This is a genomic window from Maribacter sp. MMG018, from assembly GCF_018100785.1.
Taxonomy (GTDB): domain Bacteria; phylum Bacteroidota; class Bacteroidia; order Flavobacteriales; family Flavobacteriaceae; genus Maribacter.
In genome coordinates, this window is sequence record NZ_JAGJEC010000001.1 from 48,858 (window position 1) to 73,234 (window position 24,377).

Here is a 24,377-nt window from a genome sequence, read left to right on the forward strand (position 1 = left end):
AAGTGTACATGCTTTTTTGTTACAGCTGATTTTCCTGTGGAAAATCTACGCATACAAAAACGCACTATCCTTATACCTAAACGTTACCCACAAGCTAAAAAAACACCTCGACAATAGACAAAGTGCAGTCAAAAATAAAAACATACAATTCTGAAGATTTCAGAAAGGAGTACTTCAACGCAAATCCTAAATTAGATAAACTGTTTAAAAAAAGTGTTGAGGACTTTTTCTGCTTGCGAATTGAAGATCTAAGTGAAGGAGTACTCAAACCAATCCATCCTTCAAGAGAAGAAAGCCACACATTGATTTATGTTACAGAAGGCTCGTACAAAACAAATATAGGCTTCCAAGAATTTACAATTTCACCAAATCAAATTGTAGTCCTTCAGGCAGGGGCTGTATTTTCAGCGGAACAGATTTCAAAAAATATGAAAGGGTTTACTTGCCATTTTCACCCAAACATACTTGTTGGCAAATTCGGCAATCGATATTTAGTGTCAGATTTTCAATTTTTAAACAATGGAAATTATCCCATTTTAAATATTAATAAAGAATCGAAAATTCCAATTTTAAACTTATTTGAAAGATTGGTAACAGAATTTAAAAGTGCCATAAAACCAAATTCAGATATCATTCATTCCTACATTTATACGTTATTGACGGAATTAAAAATAATTTATGGATTAAATAATTTTCAACGTCAAAATGCTTCTTTTAATATAACATCTCAATTTAGAATGTTAGCAAACGAAAAAGTAAAAGAAAACTTAAAGGTAGCCGACTTTGCAAAAATGATGAATATTAGTCCAAATCATTTGAACAAATCCATTAAAATATCCACTTTAAAATCAGCATCTGAAATTCTTGATGAAATTAAATTAATTGAGATCAAGTATTTACTTTATCAATCAACTTTATCAATAAGTGAGATTTCCTATGAAATGGGTTATTTAGACCCTTCATATTTCGCAAGGTTTTTCAAAAAAAGAGAAAATGTATCACCAACGAAATTTCGAGAATTGATTGAAAAGTCCTAATCAAAGCATGAAAGTTTCTAATCGAAGATGAACTGAATATAGACCTTTGCCTTAACAAAATCAAGGCATATGTATTCAACTGTACTAATTCTTCATTCCATTTTCAGATGGCTTGTTCTACTCTCATTGGTTTATGCCATATTTCGGGCAGGTAGAGGTTATTTTACAAAAAGCAGTTTTTCATTTTGGGATAACAAGGTTCGTCATTGGACAGCAACAATTGCACACGTCCAACTTATTTTGGGCATGCTCGTTTATATGAAAAGTCCTCTTGTTCAATACTACTTTGCCAACTTTAAAACTTCCATTTCGAATTGGGATTTGACCTTTTTTGGGCTTTTTCACTTTACCTTAATGGTTGTTGCTATTGTGCTTATCACAATTGGTTCTGCAAAAGCAAAACGAAAAGCCACTGATTTAGAAAAGTTTAAGACAATCCTTTTGTGGTTTTCAATTGCACTTACGATCATATTCATAGCCATTCCTTGGCCATTTTCACCTTTGGCAAATAGACCATACATAAGAACATTTTAGATGAAGACATTTCTTAGTTCAAATATCGGTAGATTGCGTTTGCTGGCAATTATAGAAGGATTTTCGCTACTCATTTTAGTCTTTGTTTCTGTTCCACTAAAACAGATTTACGGAGTTACAACACTATCCTCAATTTTAGGACCAGTTCACGGAATACTTTTCCTCTTGTTCGTTATGAACACGATAAGTGTAGGAACAGAGCAAAATTGGAAATTCAAACAGACAACTTGGAAAGTTCTATTAGCCTGTATTATTCCGTTTGGAACATTTTACATTGATAACAAGATTCTTAAACCCTTGCACGTAGCCTCATACTACGGTCATGAACAAATTGTAAAATACCTTTTTGAAAACGGAGCTAAGATCAACAAAAACGGTTTTAACAATGAATCGCCCCTTTATGTAGCCGCTTACAAGGGGGATCCTAAAGTGGTTGCGTTTTTAACAGAAAAAGGAGCCGATGTAAATATTAAGAAAACCGATGGCACCACCCCTCTTTTAGCAGCTTGCCAAGAAGGGCATCTTAAAATTGCAACCATGCTGATCAACGCCGGTGCGAATATCAATAGTACGGATAACCACAGAGCCTCTCCACTGCATAGGGCAGCATCTGGCGGCCATAAAGATATTGTTGAAAAATTACTTGCGAACGGTGCCGACCCTAGTTTAAAAAACAGGAACGGGAAAACAGCATACGATCTAACAAAAGACCCAGAAATAAAAGATCTATTTAGATAGGTTTTTTATTTTTGTTGCTTTATCAACCTATTTTACCCTATTACATGCATACGTCTATAAATTTTATTTTTAAAACTATAGTCTGTTTATTTTTCATTACCTCTTTTGTCAGTTGCAACAACAAAAAAGCAATTCAACCAACAACTGATTTTATCCAAATAGAACCTGAAAAGGCCTCCACGAACCTTCCTTCCATATCGGGAGAGTGGAAATTGGATTCTATCGTATGGACCGACGACTCCATTAGGGGCAAGCAACAAATACCTTTTAGCACTACCATTTGGTCTTTCTCTGCAGAGGGGGATTATGTGGTTGAAATTTTACAAAACCAATACGATGTTTCTTCAGTGGAAGACGGCACCAAACAAAAAACTTCATTGACGGCAGAAACTCCTTCCCAAAAATTCATTGGTAAATTCAAAGAAAATAGCGGTAAAGTGACCACCACCATACTTGGAGGGGATACAGAATATCAAATTGTACAACAATCGGACACCTCCCTACATTTAAAATCCCAAAGAGTTCAAGTACCTCCCATTTCTGAAGAAGATAAGGGCAAAATTGCGGAGCATTATTTTTCTTTATACAAACAACAAGAAACCAACGACCAATAAGTAACACCGACTATAGGGCCAGACCAAAAGGTCTGTGTATATTTATATAATCGTAAAATCTCTGGGGCTGGCCTTATAAAAAGCAAGCGGAAAAATAACTGCACCTGACAATGGCAGCCATCGCACAACCCCAAGATGACCAAAACTATAATTTTTACGACCACGTCCCGTATTATAACGATTCATTTTTAGGCCCCGTAAAACCCATGGCCTTCCCTCAAAAAAGCACCGTATAGACCGCAGTTTATAGAACTTTCAAATGTAGTTACAATACGAATAAAAAATACCGTTGCAGAGCAATCGACAAAACCGTTACAACGCTATTACCTCATTTTCATACCATTAATAACCCTCTTATTCAATTCAAATTTTTTATTCTAATTTTAACTGAAAATTTACCCAAACAATAAAAACAGCCCCCTGTGAAAATAGCGATAATAGGTTTTGGAAATATTGGTAGATATCTTGCGGAATGGATAGATAACGACCCTTTTTTCGATTTAAAATATGTAGTAGCAAGAAGAGACATTGATAAAGACAGTATTGGTTTTAAAAATGAATCTATAGAATTTAGAAAAGAAATCACCCCTGACTTGATCAATGATGTAGACATTATTATCGAATGTGCCAATAAGGATGTCGTAACACAGCTATTGACATTTGAGGAAATAGACCGTATAGGCATGAAACTAATCGTTATTAGTACCGGCGGTCTGTACCAAAATAAAGAGGTTATAAAAAAATTAAAAAACTGCGAAATCGTTATACCGGTAGGGGCAATCGCAGGGTTAGATGCCATAAAAGCCGTGAACGACGAAATTACCTCCATCAATCTAAAAACCACCAAACATCCTAAAAGCTTAGAAGGGGCACCTTTTTTTGAACATGCAAAAATCGACCTATCATCAATTAACACAGCCCAAACTATTTGGGAAGGTGACGTAAACGAGGCGGTAAGCCAATTTCCCAAGAATATAAATGTTGCCGCAAGCATCTATTTTGCATCTAAATGCGAAGACCTAACAATTAAAATCGTTGCCGATCCCAACGCTTCTAGCAATATGCATGAGATAACTTGTGAAGGTGGTTTTGGAAAAATATACACCCGTACAGAGAACAAACCGAGTCCGAGCAACCCTAAAACAAGCTTTTTGGCCGTTAAGAGTGTGGTAAGTATACTTAGAAACATGAATTCCAATATTAAAATCAATTAAACATACCTTTAGCCTATCGGCATAAGCGATTGCTTCATCTCCTTATATTTCGAAATGTCCAGTGGCAATCGGTACAGCCATTGGCCATCGAAGGAAAGATTAATTTAAAAACATGTTCTAGATGATATGGTCAACCTTTCCGTGAAATGGATAGATACCAATAAATACTTGTAAAAATGAATATTGGAGTACATTTACAAGAAGTAAGTATAAATTCAAAAAAACAAATAATTGGACCGGTTATTATCAAAAATATATAGTTGTGATATTTGCAAAAACAAGCTTCCTCTTGGTCCAAAACCGATTGTTAATGCGCATCGTAAAAGCAAAATTGTCGTAATCGGACAGGCGCCGGGTTCCAAAGTTCACAATACGGGTGTGCCTTGGGATGACCAAAGTGGCGAAAACCTAAGACAATGGATGGGTATTGATAATTCCGTTTTCTATGATGTAGAAAAAATTGCGTTGATTCCAATGGGATTTTGTTATCCAGGAAGAGGAAAATCCGGTGACAACCCTCCAACCAAAGAATGCGCCCCTAAATGGCATAACGATTTATTAGCCAAAATCGAAAGCCCAGAGCTAATTATCTTAATAGGTAAATACGCTCAAGATTACTATTTAAAGGACCTCTCTAAAAAAACACTGACAGAAACCGTTCGAAACTACAAAACATACCTGCCTCAATATTTCGTTCTTCCCCATCCATCACCAAGAAACAACATATGGCAAGCTAAAAACGAATGGTTTAAAGAAAATGTACTTCCTGACTTAAAATTAAAAACAAACGAAATTCTAGAAAATAATAATCGTTAACATTCTAAACACAAAAAATATGACCAACTACATTGATGGCTTTGTTTTTCCGATACGAAGTATTTATTTGGACGAATACAAAAAAGTGGCAGAAAAAGTAGCTAAAATATGGAAAGAACATGGTGCAATGGCCTACTTCGAATTTGTCGGCGATGATTTATACTTAGAAGGTGTAAAATCGTTTATTGCTACCGTAGAAGTAAAAGAAGACGAGGAAATTATATTTGGATGGGTTGTTTTTCCTTCAAAAGAGATACGTGATTCTGCCAACGAAAAGGTTTTTACCGACCCAAGAGTAACAGCGCTGCTCGCACCCTTAACAGACCCAAAAAAAATAGTCTTTGACAGTAGTAGAATGGTTTACGGAGGGTTTAAGCCTCTGATACAATTAAATTGAACGTATATATTTAACCACATAGCAATATAATTGATACTCCGACACCATAGTAGGTACGAGGCAATTTCTATGAATTAGTGCAATGTTCTCTGTAAGAGAACATCTAAACAAAACATTACATCTCCATGAAAAATGTTATTATTCCAATTGCCCTCTTTCTAATAGCTTTATCTTGCTCCGATTCAAAAGATGGGGATTGGGACGACAACATAAAACTATCACAAAAAGAAGTCCGGTTTTCATCAGAAGCCCAAACTATACAGATTTATACGGAAGAGACAGATTGGTGGATCAACGAGATTGTATGGAACGGAGAATCGGTGGACCTAAACGAGGTTGATACCGGGGAGGAAAACTTTGTTATTGAAGAAATCGAATTCTCCATTGAAAGAAAAAACGAAACAGAGATATCTATCTCAATGGAACAGAACCAAACAGCATCGGAACGGGTTTTGACCATAAGCCTCCAATCAGGTGATTACTTTGACGGAATTACAATCACCCAATCCGGTACCTAAAAAACGACCTCATATACATTATACGGGCATAAGTTGAGACCAAAGATTTATTGAACGGGCCTTAAACAACACCGAATAGGGATTAATTTCCGTATTTTTAAAGAAACTATATCCATTTAAAATAGAATATATGAATACCATTTTTAGAACCTTATTTATTATTATGGTAATGGTGGGCAGTGCTACAGGCGTCCACAGTCAAAAGAAATTGGACCAACAAGTCGTTACAGATTTACAAAAGACACCTAAATATGGCTTTATACTCACCACAGAAAGGCATTTTAAAGGAGTGTTGGGCATGTACGACCTACTTATTGAAAACGGTGTTACCATAGAGGATTATGAAATTGTGGTCAAGGGCAAGGTGGTGACACAATTGGTCAAAAATTCTGAACTGGAAACATTTTTTCAAAAATATAAAGGAAAGGTAAAGGTAAGCGTGTGCAGTGTTGCCATGGAAAAATTGGGTGTATCGAAAGAAGAGCTTTTTGATGGCCTTAGCGTTACCCCGACCGCCTCGGTACGTATGCTCCAATTACAGGCAAACGGTTATAACACTTTAACATACTAATTATTTTTGTGCATTTATCGAAATATTGGCATCGGTTCTGCCACTAAACAAAAATCCGTAGAACCGTCTTTGACAGGTCTTTGGGCAATTTTGAGTAACGAACTTTAATTCTATCCGTCTAAATAAAAGACACCGTTTACCATGAATAGTATTAAAGAAAAAATAGTACCTCAAATTTTAATCATTTATACGAGATATTTAATTGGTGGAGCTTTTGTTTTTGCCAGCCTGATAAAAATAAAAGGACACCGCTTTACCTCTGAAAGTGGTGAATTAAACCCCATAAATAGCGCTTGGCATTTTTTCGAGACCATGTACCAATCCGGTCTATATTGGAAATTTATTGGAATAGCACAATTGATAGCCGGTTTTTTATTAATGACACAGCGCTATTCTAAACTGGGCGCCTTAATTAACCTTCCGATTATTCTGAACATCTTCATTATCACCTTATCCTATTATTTTGCTTATACTCCCGTAGTTACCGGACTTATGCTATTCGCGAATTTATTGTTGATTTTTTGGGAATGGAACGAAATCAAAATCCTATTTAATTTAACCCCGACCTTTGACCAAAACATTAGATTGGAAAAAGATCTATTTTGGCAGATCATCGGATTGGTTTTATTCCTTTTTACATTTACTTATAGATTATTGATCAATAAGTATGATCTTGTATTTTGGATGCTAACTTGTGTATTAATAAGCTTATTCGGATTAATAATAGGATTGTACAGAGAGAGAAAAAGAAAGATCAACTTACAACAACACCTTTAGCTTATTACAAAGGTGCTTTAAATGATAAAAAACGACATTCTCTACAATCTAAATACCCAACGTGGAAGAAATATTCGATCAGGTAAAAGTTTTTTTTGAGCTAAATCCGAAATACGCTTATTTAGTATTGTCCATTATCTTCTTCATTTTCGCTATCGGTAATTTTCTTAATAAAGATTGGGCAATAGACCCCGCAAACAGTACTCAAAAGTTTAATTATGAAATTTTCGGGCATACTATTTTTAGATCAACGAAGGGGTTGATTTATTTACTGGGTTTTATAGCCGGCCTATGCGGATTTATTATACATTTAGAGTAATCAAATTACAAAACCAATGAAATACAGAACACTCGTGCTACTGGTAGTATCGGCCATATTAATACCTTTAAAAAGTAGTGCCATAAACTTTAGCACCATAACAGAAAGGGAATTCAACAAAGAAAAAGACTTGTTGCTGGTACATTTTGATTGTAAAACAGATGTGGACGACCTTCATTCGGTCGCTGCATTGGCAACTTTAATGTCCCATCCCGATTTTTCTGAAATACAATATCATGCAGTTGCCGGCACATACGGTATTCAAGAAGGCTTATATGTTCCGCCCAACGACCTATTTCAACTTACCTTTGGAGACAACTGGACAGATGCAAACAAAAATTTGTCCAATGCGGTTGAAAAGGTCAAAACCATTGCCTTAAGAACTCTTACCGATAAAGGTGATGTTTGGATTGCCGAAGCGGGGCAATCCGATTTTACCGCCAAATTGATAAAAGCAATTCAATTAGATCTGCCAGAATTAAATGTTTCAGAACGTATTCATGTTGTTCAACATAGCGATTGGAACGAAAAAGTGACTTCGCCCGAAGCGCTTCAATTTACCAAAGAACACGCCGATTACCATAAAATTGCCGATGGAAACGCTATAGGAAACGGAACACCCGGTTTTCGTACCCCAAATTTCTCCTACTGGGAAGAAAAGATCGTAGACCCTACATTGATGGAAGTATGGCAACTCGCAACAGACATCGCAAACACATACAATGGAAAAGACGGGCGTTATAATAACGAGGCCGTTGCCGCCGGAGGATTGGACTTCTCTGACCTTTCCGAGGTTTGTTGGATCCTGGGGCTAAAACAAATAAAGGATACCGAAGAGTTCTTTAATATCTATTCTTATTAATAAGACCTATATGGCCATTATGTCCACAAGGGGCAACAGGGTTACGTACGGCCTATTTATATACGTTGCCAAGAAATTTAAGTTTAGAAAATATCATCAAGAAAATAATGGATCAGGGTATTATTACATCCAAAGAAAAACTATCTGTTTTGGTCCATAAAACCATGTTTCCTTAGATTATTAACTCCCTTTGGCGCTCTGGTCACATTAGCCTTAAATTACTCAAACATTACACTTTAAAATATTGTAATGTGACATGCAATAAAAGTCCATTTCACTTATAGAACAAATATATCCAAATAGACCTCGACAATTTATAATTGAAAGTACTTAACAAAAATGCAATTACCGCAATAATGGAAAAGACCTTTAAAGGAGACAAATCTATAAAATACCAAAATACAATAAGACTGGTTATCATTTGTGCTGCGGCAAGGGCGTAACTCACGAACATGGCCCCGAAAAAGAAACCTGGCTCCCGTTCAAATTTATAATTGCACACCGGGCACGTATCGCTCATTTTAGGAATGTTCAACAATATTCTTTTTCCCTTATCAGGAAACATGTTTCCTTTCTTGCAATTTGGACACTTACAATTTAAAGCATCTATAACTTTGCTCATAGTATAGAATTTATTCTACCACAAAGTTAGGCTGCCAACCTACTTTCACCCATATATTATGTTCGCTATTTTTTGTACTTTTAAGACATTTTAAATGAAAATACCCGTTCTAAATATTGGTCAGTTCAGAGAATCGGCACCTTTAAACGATGTGTACGTAAATTCTTTTTCAAATCACATACAGTTAAACAAGCATTTAATCAACAGACCCCACACCCACAATTTCTATCTATGTGTGCTTTTTACCGAAGGTACAGGCACACATGAAATAGATTTTAATTCTTATAGTATAAATCCTGGTAAGGTGTTCTTTCTAAAACCTGGACAGACCCATTTTTGGAAATTTGAGACACCACCCGAAGGATTTATCTTTTTTCATTCCCAAGAATTTTACGACCTAAAGTTCTTAGGGCACACAATTAACTCGTTTCCTTTTTTTGGTTCGTATCAAAACCCTCCCGTATTACAGTTAGACTCCCAAAAATTGAACGACCTAAAGAGCAAGTTTCGTGACGTCTATACAGAATACCTGCAAACCCATCTTTTAAGGGAATTAAAAATTATAAACACGCTAAACAATATCTATATAGAATTAACAAGGGTCTATACAGCCGATATTAATTTGGAAAAACTTACTTCCCCTAATTATTCCAACATACTTGAAAACTTGGAAAACTTAATAAACATCCATTTTTATAAAGAAAAATTTCCAAAATTCTATGCCGATAAACTTAATATAAGCACCAAGCATCTAAACAGGGTAGTAAAGCAAACTATAAACAAAACAACGAACCAATTAATTTTCGAAAGAGTAATTCTGGAAGCAAAAAGAATGATCGTACATTCCCACGATAATTTAGCCACAATTGCGGATACTTTAGAATTCTCGGATTACGCCTATTTTTCAAAGTTTTTTAAATCAAAAACAGGAATGACACCTTTGGGTTTTCGCAAAAAGTATTTTTATAAGACCAATTTAAAATAACAATAGGGTTAAAAAACGCACACCCAACACACAAACAATTGTTTATCGGCAACTTGATACATTAGTTTTTCAAACAAAAATCAATCGATTTTACAAGAACCGTATAGTTACACTACAAATTTCTTGCTTCCACTATTTTGTACTTTTTAAACAATACGACCAAAAGAATCATATTGCCCTATTTTATGCGCCCAAAGATTTTTAACGACCATAAAAATTACCAACAACAAAAACGTGTTTTTATAACAAAGAATGGTATCTTAAAAGGAAAAAGGCGACAACAGCCTATTTCTTTTGATCAATATTTTCTATTTTGTAGTGTTTTGCACTAGATAGACCTTTAGTGACCATTTAAGTTAAATTTATTCTTGATGCGCAAAAAAGAACATTAAATTACACAATCATCATGCATTGTAGTCCCCTGAAGAATTTTAGATAACATGCCCAAATTCATAGAAAAAGTAGAAAACCTACTAAGTAAGCCGTATAGAATTGTCTTTGTCTCTGTACTTTTTTCCCTCTTTTTATTTCTATTGTCCGCCTGTTTTATAGAGGTGGCCAATTTTACCTATGGTTTTACACTTGCCTTGGTAATGCCCATAATTATATCGTACCCGATATCTAAAATTGTTTATGGGTATACCCAAAAAATAAAAAAACAGAAGCAGGAACTTGCCAAGTTGGATAACATCAACAAAAAACTATTTACATTAATATCGCACGATATAAGAAGCCCCATCGCCACCCTACAGAGTTTGGTTTATTCGATGGCCTTTAATGATTTTGACAAAAAAACGGAGAAAGAGTATTTAGGTAAGTTGTCTAAACATATTGCGAACCTCGACATATTTTTAACCGATTTATTACAATGGTCCCAAGACCAAATTCAAAATAAACCGGTCAATTTTACCCTGTTCAAATGCAACGATATCTTAACGCAAATTGGTGGTTTGTTCGAAGGTCTGTTACTGGAAAAACAAATAGATTTTACCATTGGCGATTTGGACAGCACCATATATGCCGACCAACAGAACTATGCTTTTATCGTTAGAAACGTTTTGCACAACGCTATCAAGTTCACTCCTAAAAACGGTAAAATACATATTTGCCTAAAGGTACGTGGTGATGAAGTGCACACCATAATCAAAGATTCTGGTGTTGGACTTTCCAAAGAAGAAATAGATACCATATTCGAAGGCGAAAAACTGTTTACCCAATTGGGTACGTCAGATGAAAAAGGCACAGGTTTTGGACTAAAGGCCTGTATCGACTACTTAAAGAAAAACAACGGAAGATTGGCTATAGAAAGCACACCGGGAAAAGGAACGAAAATCTCTATCATATTGCCCCGTTCTTCCCCTAAAGATTAAATACCGAAAACAATACTTTCTACCTTTGCCCCCGTTACCTGCAAACATCGAAACCCAAATACAAAATGTCTATCTATAAAAAAATTGCAAAAATAGGTTCAAAACTATTTTCAGAGCACAAGCTTTTTAAACACGGATTCAATTTGTCTCCCATGTACAAAAGAAGTACTGCCAAAGTCATTAAGGTATCATCCGATCTATTACACATAAGAATTAAGCTTCCCATAAGCTATAAAAACAGAAATTATGTAAACACTATATTCGGAGGCAGTATGTTTTCGGCCGTAGATCCTTTTCCGATGGTTCAGTTAATGAATTTGATCGGGGATGACTATGTAGTTTGGGACAAATCGGCCCAAATATTTTTCAAAAGGCCGGCAAAAGAAAACCTATATGCGGATTTCGATTACTCAGAAAAAGAACTTGAAGACATCAAGAAACAAGTTTCCGAAAAGAAAGAAATAGAAATAATAAAAACAACACAACTCACCAATAAGGAGAAAAGCAAAGTTTTTTGCGAAGTGAGAAAAACCATTTACGTAGCCGATAAAGAATTTTATAAGCAAAAACGTAAAAACAAATAAATTTGTTCTTTATCTCAGAACGTTCGTGAGCCAAGATCATTAACCGTATTAGTTAGCGTCTATGTTTTATTTACAAACCCATTGCAAAACCAACATCACCATGTCAAAAGCTCTGTTATCGCTGTTGTTCTTTTTCACAGCGAACATAATTGTATCGCAAAATAGTTTTGAAAGCATCTATACGGCCAGCGCAAGGCCTCATAAAGAGAACATTCAGATTTATTTCAACGATAGCGAGGGCAATTCGGGCTATTTGCCAATATCCATCGTAAAAGGTGCAAACGAAGGTCCCGTATTCACGATTATTGCCGGGGTTCACGGTTTTGAATACCCACCGATCGTGGCTACACAAAAACTAATGGCCGAGATTGATATAAAAGCGCTTACGGGTACCCTGATCATTATTCCGGTAGCCAACACGGCTTCCTTTTTTACCCGAACCCCCTTTATAAACCCGCAGGACCAAAAGAACTTGAACAATGCTTTCCCCGGAAAGGTCGATGGTACCATTACAGAACAAATAGCACATTACATAACCACCAATATTATACCTGTAAGCGATGTTCTTTTAGATGTACATGGAGGCGATGCCTGCGAGGACCTGATTCCGTTTGTTTGCTATTACGACAACAAACAAAAACCCGATCAAACGGCATTGGCAAAAAAACTTTCGGAAAATAGTGGTTTTGAACTTGTGGTTTCCTACGGATACTCGCTATCTGATACAGAACCCGCAAAGTACACCTTTAAACAAGCTGTGCAGGATGGTAAAACGGCCCTGAGCATCGAATGTGGCAAACTGGGCAATGTACAGGAAGAAAATGTAGACTTGATACTAAAAGCGATACATAATATGCTTGCGGAAATGAATATGTACAATAATGGTAGCGGACCACATGAAAATATAATCTATGGTACCGACCAAGTATATATCAATGCCGGTGTACAAGGTATTTTTTATAGTGACTACAAAGCTGGTGACAAGGTTAAAAAAGATGCCATTGTCGGTTACACCACCGATGAGTTCGGCAAGGTGTTGGAGGAGTACAAATCGCCCAAAGACGGAACTATTCTGTACAAATTGGCAACACCGCCCATAAACATCGATGACACCGTTATGTGCATTACATCCATCAAAGAAAATGAATAACAAAAGACCCATATAGTCTTTTGTTAAACATGATTTAGTGTCAAGACCTTTATTTTTAGGAATCGATACGTAAAAAATAAAATCCCCCGTAAAATAATCTGAACAAAGTTTGGAATATTCATTCCAAAGATTCTATATTTGCAGTGTGAATAAAAAAGAATCCATATTACTATCAGCTTTACAGCTTCTTGTGAACAACGGGGTGCACAACACTCCTATGTCGGCAATTGCCAAAGAGGCCGGTACCGGTATGGGGACCATTTACAATTATTTTAAAAACAAGGATGAACTGATCAATGAATTGTACTTGTATATAAAAGAAAAAGAGAAAACCGTGTTTGTGCCGTTTGATGAAAACGAACCGGTAAAAACGCAGTTTGAACAATATTATACCAATTTTTTGGACTTTTTTATACAAAATCCTACATATTACGGGCTTATCGTGCAATTACAGGCATCACCCATTATAACTAAAAAGAGTAAGGAAGAAGGTAATAAATCGGCACAACCATTTATAGAGCTACTTCTACACGGACAAAAAAACAGGATTATCAAAAACATTCCGGCCGATGAGCTTATCATATTTATTGGCGGAGCCGTATTGTCTTATTTAAGATGGTATTTTGACCAAAACGAAAAACGCATTTCCATTTCAAATCAATTACAATTGGTATGGGATGCGATCAAGGAATAAAAAAATTTATCAATAATTTGGAATGAACATTCACTCCATAAACTGAAATCAAAATGAAAAAGAATGTATTAATTACCGGAACATCCACCGGCGTTGGATTTGAAAGCGCCTTACTATTGGCCAGAAACAATTACAAAGTGTACGCTACTATGCGTAACCTTAAAAAAGCAGATGCATTAAAACAGCGAATAGAAGAGGAAAATTTAGACATTGAGATTCTTCCTCTTGACGTCACCAAAAAAGAATCCATTACATCTGCCGTAGATCATATTATTAAAAAAGACGGAAAAATAGATATACTTGTCAATAATGCCGGTGCCGGTTTTGCAAAAACCACCGAACAAGCAAGCGAAGAAGAAATACGCTGGGTAACGGAAGTCAACTATCATGGTGTGGTATTTTGTACGCAGGCCGTGCTACCACATATGAGGAAACAAAAATCGGGACAAATAATCAGTATTACCTCGGTAGGAGGCCTTGTCGGACAACCCTTTAACGAGTTGTATTGCGGTGCCAAGTTTGCCGTAGAAGGTTATATGGAATCTTTGGCAACTTATGTAAGTGATGCCTTCAACATTAAGATCAGTAATATTGAACCTGGCGGAATAAGTACCGAGTTTACGGCATCTGCCATTGGTAAGACCGCCGTAAACGGAACATTTGCCACAGGGGAATACGCCCCGATCTTCGAAAACTATATGGCCGGAAACCAAAAAAGGGCCAGCGAAAGTACCGAACAGGTATATCAAACCGGCGCCGAGGTAGCACAAGTAGTACTACAAGTAGCACAGAACGACAACCCTCCGTTAAGAATACGGACTTCAAAATGGGCCGAGGATTTTTGTGAACTAAAGACAAAAGCCGACCCGGATGGCACAAAATTGGTGACTCAAATAAAAGAAAGTTTTTTATAGATAATACACCTTATTAAACAGGCAAAAGCATTGCCCAAGTCAGGAAATTGAATATGACAATATAGAATTCCCTGCACCGGGCCCAAGCGTTTCGGCGCTAATGCTTTTGCCTTTTGTTGTAACATGAACAATGGGCAAGTTTATACCAGCCCCCCTAATTACAGATAAATACTTACCCATCAAACCATTACACCTCCTTTAAAAGTCAATACTACCGTTACATTTACATAAAAAAGAACATCCCCTGCGATACCTCTTTCCCCTTTCCTAAAATTTCTTATTTAGATTTAATACAAATAATTTGGATTACTTGTAATTGGGAAATACATTTGCCCGAAATTTTACCTATTCATATTAAGTCTAAATAAGCCTAATGAAATATTTTATATCTAGTTTCACCTTACTACTGCTGTCGTATTTCGGTTTTTCCCAAGATGCCAAAGTAAGCGGAAACGTCACCGATAACTACGGAAACCCCTTAATGGGCGTTAACATCCTCGTAAAAAACACGATCAAAGGAACACAGACCGACGACCAAGGGGTCTTTGACATCAACGGTCTATCCAACGGAGACTATGTGCTTTCGCTCTCGTATCTCGGTTTTAAGACTCGCGAAGTTCCTTTTTCAATTATCAACGACCAAAATGTAAATCTTGCCGAGATCATCTTATACGAAGGCAATGAAATATTGAGCGAAGTGATCGTAGAAGCGGAACGCCGCAACAAGTTCTCTAGAAAAGAAACGGCCTATGTCTCTAAAATGCCATTAAAGAACATAGAGAACTCTCAGGTGTACAACACCATTACCAATCAGTTGTTGGTTTCGCAATCGGTAAACACCTTTAAGGATGCCTTGTCCAACGCCGCTGGTATTACCCAATTATGGTCTTCTACCGGTAGAAGTGGCGATGGTGCCGGTTACTACTCTAGCCGTGGTTTTGCGGTACAACCACAATTGGTAAACGGTGTAGCCGGTATTACCAACGGTTTTATAAACCCTTCTAACGTAGAACGTGTAGAGGTGATCAAAGGCCCTTCCGGAACTTTGTTCGGTAGTGCGGTGACCTCCTATGGCGGCCTAATAAACATTGTTACCAAAAAACCCCATAGCGGTACCGGTGGAGAAATTACCCTTTCGGGCGGATCTTACGATTTTGCAAAGCTGAACGCCGATGTAAACATAAGTCCTAACGACCAATTGTCGTTACGTTTTAACACAGGATTCCAACAAGAACATAGCTTTCAGGATGCCGGTCTAAAAAAATCGGTCTTTGTAGCGCCCTCCATTTCGTACAAGGTCAATAACGACCTAACCCTTAACTTTTCGTACGAGGCTTCCGAGAACGAACAGACCAACGAGACCTTCTTGTTCTTAAACCGATATGCCCCTCTTACCTTCAGCTCTATAGACGAGTTGGGTTATAACACCGACCTGTCTTTCACCAGCAACGATGTTACGATAGAGAACATTACCCAGAATTACCGTGGTGAAGTTGCCTGGAAAATTGCGGACCAATGGTCTTCACAAACGTTGGTCTCTGGCGGTATCGCAAAATCTTTAGGATACTACACCTATTTATGGAACGGTGCCGAAGATACTTTTAGTCTATATGCTCAAGACACCGATTCTAAGACCAAGACCCTTAATTTACAGCAAAACTTTACGGGAACCTTTAAAATAGGCAACGTACAGAACAAATTGTTGGTAGGTGCCGATTACCTAGACTACAACATCATCGACAATAGCTCTAATTGGGGGTATTTGCATACGATAGATATTACCGGTGACCGCATCTACGGCGAACCTGAAATCAATGCAGAAAACTTAAGCGCTGCCTTATCGGGGCTTGGATATTTAGATAGCGATATACGTCAGAATATTTTTGGGGCCTACGTGTCGGATGTCATCAATATATTGCCTTCTTTATCGGTAATGGGGAGTGTTCGTTACGACCGTTTCGATTACCAAGGTGACAGAAAAACGGATACCGACGACGATACAGAATACACAGAATCTACCCTATCCCCAAAATTCGGAATCGTTTTTCAACCTATCCTTAATCAACTATCGATCTTCGCCAACTATCAAAACGGATTTTCTTATGTAAATCCACAATATATCACAGACTACGATTCTGGCGAGGTTACCCTACAGGCGTATGATGTAGAAAAAGCCAATCAGTTGGAAATAGGGGCAAAATCGAACTTGTTCAACAGTAAACTGGAGGCTACTTTAAGCTACTACAACATTAATGTGGACAACAAATATTACTGGGCCACACAGACCCAAGACTTGGAAATTAACAGTCAGGGTATAGAACTGGAAGTAAATGCCAACCCTATAGAAGGCCTGAACATCCACTCTGGCTTTAGCTATAACGATTCTGAAATTACCGACTCCCCTTCCGCAAGACAATTGGAGGGCAATAGATACGGCGAATCGGGACCTGAGATTACCTATAATTTTTGGACGGACTACAGGTTTTTGAAAAACTTTGGGGCCGGGGCCGGCTTTAATGGCCAAACGGAATATGATACCATGGTAGATTACAAGGCTACCACCGGCAGTTTTATGATTCCCGGTTACACCATTTTTAATGCGTCACTTTATTACGAAACCAATAAATTTAGAATTAGCGTCAAAGGCAATAACCTGGCCGACAAAGCTTATTATTCGGGCTGGAGCACGGTTACGCCACAACAGAGAAGAACTATATTAGGTACTTTTACCTTTAAGTTCTAAAATGCATTTTACAAAGGCAGCCCCATGTGGGTTGCCTTTAAAATTATAGGCATGACTTTTAAAAAATTCGTATTTCAATTACATAAAACACTAGGCCTTAGCACGGGCCTTGTAGTCTTTATTGTGGCCATTACCGGCTGTTGCTGGTCTTTTAAGGAAGAGATTGAAAGTACGTACGATCACTATAAAAAAGTGGAGCCCCAGAACAGCCCTATTTTAATGCCTTCGCAAGCAAAGGAAATTGCCAAGGATATATTCCCCGAGCATCATATTCACGGTACGCTCTATAAAAAAGCGGACGATGCCGTAGAAGTTATCTTCTACGACCCGGAGCCCGAATTTTACCGTAGTGTATTCTTAAATCCATATTCCGGCGAGGTGATACAGGTAGACGACCACCTTAGTGGGTTTTTTGCTTTTGTTCTAAAGGGGCATATGCGATTGTGGTTGCCCGCAGGTATCGGCGAACAGGTGGTGGGCGTCTCCATCCTGATTTTTATCGTTATTATTATTTCCGGATTTATCATCTGGCTGCCAAAAAAACGGAAGAACCTAAAACAGCGCCTAAAATTTGACTGGAAAAAGACCACCCGATGGAAACGCAAGAACTTTGACCTACACACGGTTATTGGTTTTTATATCTGCTTCCTCGCATTAATATTGGCTTTTACCGGCTCTTTAATGTCATACAATTGGCTCATGAACGGGGTATACAAATCTATAGGCGGCGAAAAGGAAGTTGTATTTACCATTCCGCAAAACATAAACGGCCCCTTGGCCGACCCAAACGCACGACCTATGGATAAATTACTTTCCAAGTTGATGCAAGAATCCCCGAACGCCGAAGCCTACGAACTGCACTACCCTACTTACGAAAACGAAAGTATCTACGTAGAAGTCTCTAATAGCAAAAGTCTATTTTACGATGCCGATTATCGGTTTTTTGACCAAAACACCTTAGAAGAAATAGAAACCCCAAGTGTGTACGGCAAATACAAAGATGGTAAAGTGGCCGATAAGATCATTCGTATGAACTACGATATCCATATTGGTGCCATTGGTGGTATCGCCGGTAAGATCATTGCCTTTTTGGTAAGCCTTTTGACCGCATCGTTACCGGTTACCGGTATGTTGCTGTGGTATGGCAGAACCTACAAAAAAAAGCCCGAAAGCGTTAAAATAGCCTCTAAAAGAACTATCTGATCATTTGTTCGAACAGAAAAATTCTTACTGTTTCTTAATCGGTACGTATTTACTACATTAGTTGCTTATCTCCGAACCACCGGACAAAGAATTTCAAAACCGAAACAGATGAAAATAAAAACATGCCTGATCCAAGACAGCCCCGTTTTCTTTGACAAGGACAAAACATTGGATAAAGTAGAAATGCTGACCAAAAAGTACGCACAACAAGGTTGCGAACTCATTGTTTTTCCGGAGTCTTTTATCCCGGGCTATCCCAGAGGGTTCTCGTTTGGTGCAACCATTGGAAGCAGAACCGACGAAGGCAGAAAACTGTATTCGGAGTTTTACAAAAACAGCATAGACATAGAAAGTGACGATATAAAAAGACTGGAAAAGCTCTCGAGGTCAGAACAGGCATATTTGGTTATCGGCGTCACCGAAAAACAGCAGGTGAACGGAAGCCTATACTGCTCTATGCTCTACATTTCACCCACCAATGGTCTACTGGGCGTACATAGAAAAATAAAACCTACGGGCACTGAAAGGATCGTTTGGGGCGAGGCCGACGGTGAATCTCTGGTCACCTTCCACACCGAAATAGGCAAATTGGGCGGACTTATATGTTGGGAAAACTTAATGCCCCTGGCAAGAATGGCCATGTATAAAAAAGGTGTGGAGATCTACATCGCCCCCACGGCCGATTCTAGGCCGGAGTGGACCGCCACCATGCAGCATATTGCTTTAGAAGGCCGATGTTTTGTAATGGGCTGCAACCAGTTCTTTACAAAATCTATGTACCCAGAAAAATACCGTTCTTTGGTAGCGGACCAGCCAGAAAATATATGCCCCGGAGGCAGTGTAATCGTTTCGCCCATGGGCAAGATAATCGCAGGCCCCTTATTTGGTGAAGCCGGTGCCTTGATAGCGGAATTGGATTTGGAAGAGATCAACCTTAGCAAATTGGATTTTGATGTCATAGGCCATTATTCCAGAAACGACATTTTTGACTTTAACGTGGTCCATCAACCAGAAATTAAAAAAGAAAACAGTCGGCAAAAAGATAAATAGCCAGTGCCGATCCAAGGCATCCATAAAAACTTCACGCTCAATAATTCTTGTAACATTGGGTCTTGAGCCAAGGTCTACGTATCTTTGTAGCTTCTAAAATGGGGTATTACATACCGGTGTACATTCAATTTTAGCGTTACGACCAACCATACTGTCATCGACTTTAAAACCTTGCCAATTATAGCTAAAAACGGCATCGGTACCGGTAAACCCGAAAAGAAATTTAATAGTTGACGTGGAAAATAGATACCATGACGGAAACTACCGTTGGGCCGTTCCACGATGGTAATTTTACATGAAGAGGAACATGAATAGTAGCATAACCAAAGAAATTCGACTTCTTTTTGCTTTAAAGTCGTCGGAAAACAAATGGCAAAAACCCATACTTACCGCTATTAGCATAGGTCTACCACTATTGATAGGCTTATATTTTGACAATTTAAAGTACGGGCTCACCGCATGCTTAGGCGGATTAATCATTATTTATCTACCGGAGACGGGTTCCTTCACCAATAGAATATTAACGCTCTTGGTGTGTTCTTTTGGTTTTATGGTATCTACGGCATTTGGTCTGTTGTTCAGCTTTGACCCCTGGGTATCCGTCATCGCCTTTGGCCTCTTTTCAATGACCGTACACTGGATTGTTTTGTTCTATAAAACATCACCGCCCGGAAGTTTCTTTTTTATATTGATAGCTGCAATGACCATTTGCCAACCATTTGACCTTGGCTCCATACCCATAAAAATCGGATTAATGGGCTTGGGCACCATGCTTGCCTGCATTTTTGCATTGGTTTACCTATTGATACTTTCACAAAAAGAAAAACAATCGAATACCAAAACCATAAAGCCCATTTTTGAACGCAATACCTATGCCGATATCTGGGAAGCCCTCATTGTCGGAATATTTATGTTATCCTCTCTAGCTATAGGAAACTTGCTTAAATTGGACAACCCCTATTGGATTCCGATATCTTGTGCGGCGGTTATGCAAGGGGCATCGTTATATCATATCAGACAACGCACGTTTCAAAGAATATTGGGCACTTTTGTAGGCCTGGGCCTTACTTGGTGCCTGTTCAACTTTATCAATTACACACCGCTATCCATTTGTATCTCAATTATAGTACTGCAACTTATTATAGAAATGCTTGTTGTAAAACAGTATGCGTTTGCCGTGGTATTCATTACCCCTTTCACCGTATTATTGAACGAAGCCGCCAACCCCATTTTTAGCACTCCCGACACCTTGATCGCGCTACGTTTCTGGGAAATAGTTATGGGTAGTATTTTGGGTGCACTTGGGGGCTGGGTGCTACACAAAGAGAAAATCAGATATGCCTCTATAAACCAATTGGAAAAAATAGTCAAGAGACATTAACCTCCGCACAACGATTTAAAAATACCGCTATGAGCCTACATAATTTAAATAAAATGACCGCCGAAATGGGTAACACGGCTCCAATGCCCGTATTGTTCCTTGGTCATGGAAGCCCCATGAACGCCATAGAGGAAAACGAATTTGTTGCCTCTTTCCGTAAATTGGGAAAAGAACTGGTACGGCCCAACGCCATCTTATGCATATCGGCACATTGGGAAACCAAGGGCACCTATGTAACGGCCATGCAGCAACCCCCAACCATTCACGATTTTGGCGGTTTTCCCCAAGCCTTGTACAATGTGCAATACCCAGCACCTGGAAGTCCAGAATTGGCCCTACGAACAAAAAACCTAGTTACACGCACCCAAGTGGAACTAGACCATAAATGGGGACTCGACCACGGCGCATGGAGTGTTATAAAACACCTATACCCCAATGCCGATATTCCGGTAATACAAATGAGTATAGACTACTCTAAACCACCAAAACACCATTACGAACTGGCCAAGGAAATAAACAGTCTACGAAAAAAGGGTGTTCTTATTATCGGAAGCGGTAACATGGTGCATAACCTTCGTATGGTGGCCTGGAACAAACTGAACGAAACCTATGCCTTTGATTGGGCCACGGAGGCCAATGAGAAAATGAAACGTTTTATTCTTAACGGGGAACACCAAAAACTAATCGATTTTAAATCCCAGGGTACGGCCTTTGACCTTGCCATCCCCACACCCGAGCACTACATGCCCTTGTTATATGCACTGGCCTTAAAAGAAGAGAACGAAAAAATAAGCCTCTTTAACGATAAGCCCGTGGCCGGTTCCCTTTCTATGACCTCCGTAAAAATAGAAGCCGATTTATAGTTGTCATAAAGTAGTGCCCCTATACACCTTCCTACAATAACACCCTGATTAGTGCTCGGTTACGCTTTTTCGTAAGAAAAAAGTGTAAGAATTTTTATATTGCAAATACGGACCTTGGTCCGCTTTCCCCCCGATTATTGGAGCTTGATATCTATATAGTTACTCAATAATGTTTACCGCGATTCATGTGATTAAAATTGAGAACAAAAAAAGAAAACAATAATTCAACTTTTAAATATGGAAAGAATATTTTGGGAACTCTACAATTCAGGCTCGGAATCTGAAGTAGAAAAAATCATCAATAAGCATAAGATTTTTGACGATAAACAAACGGCTGGACCAAATGGAAAAATAAAGAAGGAAAAACTCTTGATGAATTGAAAAGAAAATAAAAGAACTCCGCTCTGCGAAGTCTGTGACTTCTACCCGTAAATGGCCTTTAGGCTCCATCTTAGGTGGATAGAAAAAATTTAATTTTCAATATATAAATAAGTTGAAGGCACCGTTGTCCGAAATGCGAAAGAGGATGTTATAAGTGGGTCACCGAGCGTTTTGAAAGTTGTCGGGAATTATGGATTGTATTATTTTGAATAATAAATACAAAATCAAACTTCCGATTTTTGTAATTCCCTTGGTCTTTCTAATAGGTTACTTTTTGGTTTTTCGGAACTATAGCAGCACTTATCACCCATCTAATTGGACACCTAAGGAAAAAGAAAAACCTAAAGGACATAAGCACTGCCAGCAACTAAGGTTAAGGCAAACGAAATCTTATTTGTTTTAGGTAATTATCATTATTGTCCCTAGCCTACATAATTATATGTTATGGCCGCTTTCCGTCCAATTGTACAATTAACCATGCAACAAACTGTATACAGGCACGTTATGATCTATAGTTGAAAACTATAAGTGCGAAGAGGCCATCAATCAAAATTATGTAGACAATTGATACGGATTTTAGTCCATAAAAAAGGAAGCCTCCGTTGAAATTAAATGGCATACCCATCTATTAACCTTCTTAAGCAAAAAACATGAAAAACGTAAAGCTCCCAATAGTAATAGTCGTATTATTTACCATGTTCATGGTGACCCAGTCTTGTAAAGATGACATTTGCTCCGATACGGTATGTCTCAATGGCGGCACTTGTAATGATGGTACTTGTGAATGTGCTGAAGGTTATTCCGGTTCCGATTGTTCTACGTTATGGAGATCTAAGGCAATCGGAAGTTATACCGTTACTTCTGTAAGTTGCAGTCCCACATATACGGGAAGCGCAGTAGTATCAAGTGATCCATCCGATGATTTAAACCTATTGTTGGATATTGCAATTTCCAATGCCGATAGCGAAGAGGATGCATTATATCAGTTTAAATTGACAATGACCGGTGAAACAACTTTTACCGTTCCTACCCAGAATCCTTGTCTGAATTTGGAGAATTGTTCGGATTTTTCAGGAAGTGGGCAAATTGATGCCGATGGAAATATTACTATGTCCACCCCTGTTAATGATTACGATTGTGTTTGGACACTCATTAAGTAAGCTTTGGACAATGGAATGCAAGGTTGTAAAAAAACAAAGAGATCAGTAGAAAACTTTTTTTGGTCCAGTGATTTCCTTCCAACGACCCAGGAGGTTAAAAATTTGGGACAATCGTACGAATAAAAGCGAAATGTATATAAAATCACCAGTTATAATAGGAATGGTCATTTTCTGTTCCTTATTGAATGTGGCTTGTAAAACAAAAGACAAGAACAATGTTATGAGCAATCAAAAAATACATGAATACAATACGATTACCGCTTTTGAATTGAATAAAGAACTAAGCTTTCCCAATTTTACCATTGAACACACCCAACATAAAAAAGTTCAGGGACCGAACAATGCAAAATGGGAAAGACAAACCTTCTACTTTACTGTGACAGGAGAACGTGATCACCAGGAAATTTCGTGGAGCACGGGGGTTATCCGTAATACGGAATTCACGGTAGACGGTATGACATATGAGTTGGTCATGGGGAGTTATCAGGATCCCAATTCAACAACCAAAGCATTCAAAACCCTTGGGTTGAACGAACTGATCATAGTAAAACCAAAAAAGGTGACCCTGTCAGAACAAAAAATAAAAACAGGCGATATTGTATTCAGAAGTACAAAGAAAAAGAATGGTGAAGTGTTGTTCAATGAATACGGAACTATTCAAAAAAACACATTCGGACTTTTCGTTTGGGATCTTAGAAATACCTTAAAACAACCGCTAAGATCTTGGTCGGCCCAAGGGATCGATAAGAAAATCGCGATTTTTCGTGTAAAATCACCGGATTTTCAAATGAACGAGATGGAATTAATAGACGGAAGCTTCAATTATTTATTTGACTCAGAAGCATTGGAGCTGGTGACCAAAAACTTTTAAGAACATTGT

At 38.0% G+C, this 24,377-nt stretch carries 26 protein-coding genes; 25 read left to right on the forward strand and 1 reads right to left on the reverse strand.

Annotated features, from left to right (window positions below):
* Positions 1 to 122: 122 nt before the first annotated feature.
* From J8L85_RS18075 to J8L85_RS00290, 11 genes are all read left to right on the forward strand, one after another.
* A complete protein-coding gene (locus J8L85_RS18075; RefSeq protein WP_211013704.1) occupies positions 123 to 1,037 on the forward strand; it encodes an AraC family transcriptional regulator in 915 nt (304 codons plus the stop codon).
* A 69-nt stretch (positions 1,038 to 1,106) separates the two neighbouring features.
* Entirely contained in the window at positions 1,107 to 1,571 is a 465-nt protein-coding gene (locus J8L85_RS00240) for a hypothetical protein (protein WP_211013705.1), read from the forward strand.
* Positions 1,572 to 2,309: an ankyrin repeat domain-containing protein gene (locus J8L85_RS00245; RefSeq protein ID WP_211013706.1), complete on the forward strand. Its 738-nt coding sequence runs from the start codon at positions 1,572 to 1,574 to the stop codon at positions 2,307 to 2,309.
* A 44-nt stretch (positions 2,310 to 2,353) separates the two neighbouring features.
* A complete protein-coding gene (locus J8L85_RS00250) occupies positions 2,354 to 2,923 on the forward strand; it encodes a hypothetical protein (RefSeq protein ID WP_211013707.1) in 570 nt (189 codons plus the stop codon).
* 422 nt (positions 2,924 to 3,345) lie between these two features.
* Positions 3,346 to 4,137 (forward strand): aspartate dehydrogenase domain-containing protein, encoded by a 792-nt coding sequence (locus tag J8L85_RS18080; protein WP_211013708.1) that lies wholly within the window; start codon positions 3,346 to 3,348, stop codon positions 4,135 to 4,137.
* Between the two features lie 231 nt (positions 4,138 to 4,368).
* Positions 4,369 to 4,953, forward strand: coding sequence for a uracil-DNA glycosylase family protein (locus tag J8L85_RS00260; RefSeq protein WP_211013709.1), 585 nt, complete (start codon positions 4,369 to 4,371; stop codon positions 4,951 to 4,953).
* Positions 4,954 to 4,972: 19 nt separating this feature from the next.
* Positions 4,973 to 5,350, forward strand: a complete 378-nt coding sequence (locus J8L85_RS00265) for a DUF1428 family protein (RefSeq protein WP_211013710.1) — start codon at positions 4,973 to 4,975, stop codon at positions 5,348 to 5,350.
* A 125-nt stretch (positions 5,351 to 5,475) separates the two neighbouring features.
* Positions 5,476 to 5,868 carry a hypothetical protein gene (locus tag J8L85_RS00270; protein WP_211013711.1) on the forward strand — a complete coding sequence of 131 codons (393 nt, stop codon included), beginning with the start codon at positions 5,476 to 5,478 and terminating at the stop codon, positions 5,866 to 5,868.
* A 130-nt stretch (positions 5,869 to 5,998) separates the two neighbouring features.
* Positions 5,999 to 6,439 carry a DsrE family protein gene (locus J8L85_RS00275; protein WP_211013712.1) on the forward strand — a complete coding sequence of 147 codons (441 nt, stop codon included), beginning with the start codon at positions 5,999 to 6,001 and terminating at the stop codon, positions 6,437 to 6,439.
* 141 nt (positions 6,440 to 6,580) lie between these two features.
* On the forward strand, positions 6,581 to 7,216 hold the full coding sequence (locus tag J8L85_RS00280; protein WP_247656515.1) for a hypothetical protein: 636 nt from the start codon (positions 6,581 to 6,583) through the stop codon (positions 7,214 to 7,216).
* Positions 7,217 to 7,551: 335 nt separating this feature from the next.
* Positions 7,552 to 8,397 (forward strand): hypothetical protein, encoded by an 846-nt coding sequence (locus tag J8L85_RS00290; RefSeq protein WP_211013714.1) that lies wholly within the window; start codon positions 7,552 to 7,554, stop codon positions 8,395 to 8,397.
* A gap of 274 nt (positions 8,398 to 8,671) precedes the next feature.
* Here J8L85_RS00290 and J8L85_RS00295 read toward each other — a convergent pair whose 3' ends face one another.
* Positions 8,672 to 9,019 carry a DUF983 domain-containing protein gene (locus J8L85_RS00295; protein WP_211013715.1) on the reverse strand — a complete coding sequence of 116 codons (348 nt, stop codon included), beginning with the start codon at positions 9,017 to 9,019 and terminating at the stop codon, positions 8,672 to 8,674.
* Positions 9,020 to 9,113: 94 nt separating this feature from the next.
* Here J8L85_RS00295 and J8L85_RS00300 point away from each other — a divergent pair, with 94 nt between their 5' ends.
* From J8L85_RS00300 to J8L85_RS00365, 14 genes are all read left to right on the forward strand, one after another.
* A complete protein-coding gene (locus J8L85_RS00300) occupies positions 9,114 to 10,004 on the forward strand; it encodes a helix-turn-helix domain-containing protein (RefSeq protein WP_211013716.1) in 891 nt (296 codons plus the stop codon).
* A 440-nt stretch (positions 10,005 to 10,444) separates the two neighbouring features.
* Positions 10,445 to 11,374, forward strand: a complete 930-nt coding sequence (locus J8L85_RS00305) for a HAMP domain-containing sensor histidine kinase (protein ID WP_211013717.1) — start codon at positions 10,445 to 10,447, stop codon at positions 11,372 to 11,374.
* A gap of 65 nt (positions 11,375 to 11,439) precedes the next feature.
* Complete coding sequence (locus J8L85_RS00310; RefSeq protein ID WP_211013718.1) at positions 11,440 to 11,958, forward strand: DUF4442 domain-containing protein; 519 nt, start codon at positions 11,440 to 11,442, stop codon at positions 11,956 to 11,958.
* 100 nt (positions 11,959 to 12,058) lie between these two features.
* Complete coding sequence (locus tag J8L85_RS00315) at positions 12,059 to 13,108, forward strand: M14 family metallopeptidase (RefSeq protein ID WP_211013719.1); 1,050 nt, start codon at positions 12,059 to 12,061, stop codon at positions 13,106 to 13,108.
* Positions 13,109 to 13,253: 145 nt separating this feature from the next.
* Entirely contained in the window at positions 13,254 to 13,802 is a 549-nt protein-coding gene (locus J8L85_RS00320; RefSeq protein WP_211013720.1) for a TetR/AcrR family transcriptional regulator, read from the forward strand.
* A 53-nt stretch (positions 13,803 to 13,855) separates the two neighbouring features.
* Positions 13,856 to 14,716 carry an SDR family oxidoreductase gene (locus J8L85_RS00325; RefSeq protein WP_211013721.1) on the forward strand — a complete coding sequence of 287 codons (861 nt, stop codon included), beginning with the start codon at positions 13,856 to 13,858 and terminating at the stop codon, positions 14,714 to 14,716.
* A gap of 373 nt (positions 14,717 to 15,089) precedes the next feature.
* Positions 15,090 to 17,459 (forward strand): TonB-dependent receptor, encoded by a 2,370-nt coding sequence (locus tag J8L85_RS00330; protein ID WP_211013722.1) that lies wholly within the window; start codon positions 15,090 to 15,092, stop codon positions 17,457 to 17,459.
* A gap of 51 nt (positions 17,460 to 17,510) precedes the next feature.
* Positions 17,511 to 18,662 carry a PepSY-associated TM helix domain-containing protein gene (locus J8L85_RS00335; RefSeq protein ID WP_211013723.1) on the forward strand — a complete coding sequence of 384 codons (1,152 nt, stop codon included), beginning with the start codon at positions 17,511 to 17,513 and terminating at the stop codon, positions 18,660 to 18,662.
* Positions 18,663 to 18,770: 108 nt separating this feature from the next.
* Complete coding sequence (locus J8L85_RS00340) at positions 18,771 to 19,712, forward strand: carbon-nitrogen hydrolase family protein (RefSeq protein ID WP_211013724.1); 942 nt, start codon at positions 18,771 to 18,773, stop codon at positions 19,710 to 19,712.
* A gap of 307 nt (positions 19,713 to 20,019) precedes the next feature.
* Positions 20,020 to 21,093, forward strand: coding sequence for an FUSC family protein (locus J8L85_RS00345; protein ID WP_211013725.1), 1,074 nt, complete (start codon positions 20,020 to 20,022; stop codon positions 21,091 to 21,093).
* 29 nt (positions 21,094 to 21,122) lie between these two features.
* A complete protein-coding gene (gene ygiD / locus J8L85_RS00350; protein ID WP_211013726.1) occupies positions 21,123 to 21,956 on the forward strand; it encodes a 4,5-DOPA dioxygenase extradiol in 834 nt (277 codons plus the stop codon).
* Between the two features lie 237 nt (positions 21,957 to 22,193).
* Positions 22,194 to 22,337, forward strand: a complete 144-nt coding sequence (locus J8L85_RS00355) for a hypothetical protein (RefSeq protein WP_211013727.1) — start codon at positions 22,194 to 22,196, stop codon at positions 22,335 to 22,337.
* A 650-nt stretch (positions 22,338 to 22,987) separates the two neighbouring features.
* Positions 22,988 to 23,497 (forward strand): calcium-binding EGF-like domain-containing protein, encoded by a 510-nt coding sequence (locus J8L85_RS00360; protein WP_211013728.1) that lies wholly within the window; start codon positions 22,988 to 22,990, stop codon positions 23,495 to 23,497.
* A 130-nt stretch (positions 23,498 to 23,627) separates the two neighbouring features.
* Positions 23,628 to 24,368: a hypothetical protein gene (locus J8L85_RS00365; RefSeq protein ID WP_211013729.1), complete on the forward strand. Its 741-nt coding sequence runs from the start codon at positions 23,628 to 23,630 to the stop codon at positions 24,366 to 24,368.
* Positions 24,369 to 24,377: the final 9 nt, after the last annotated feature.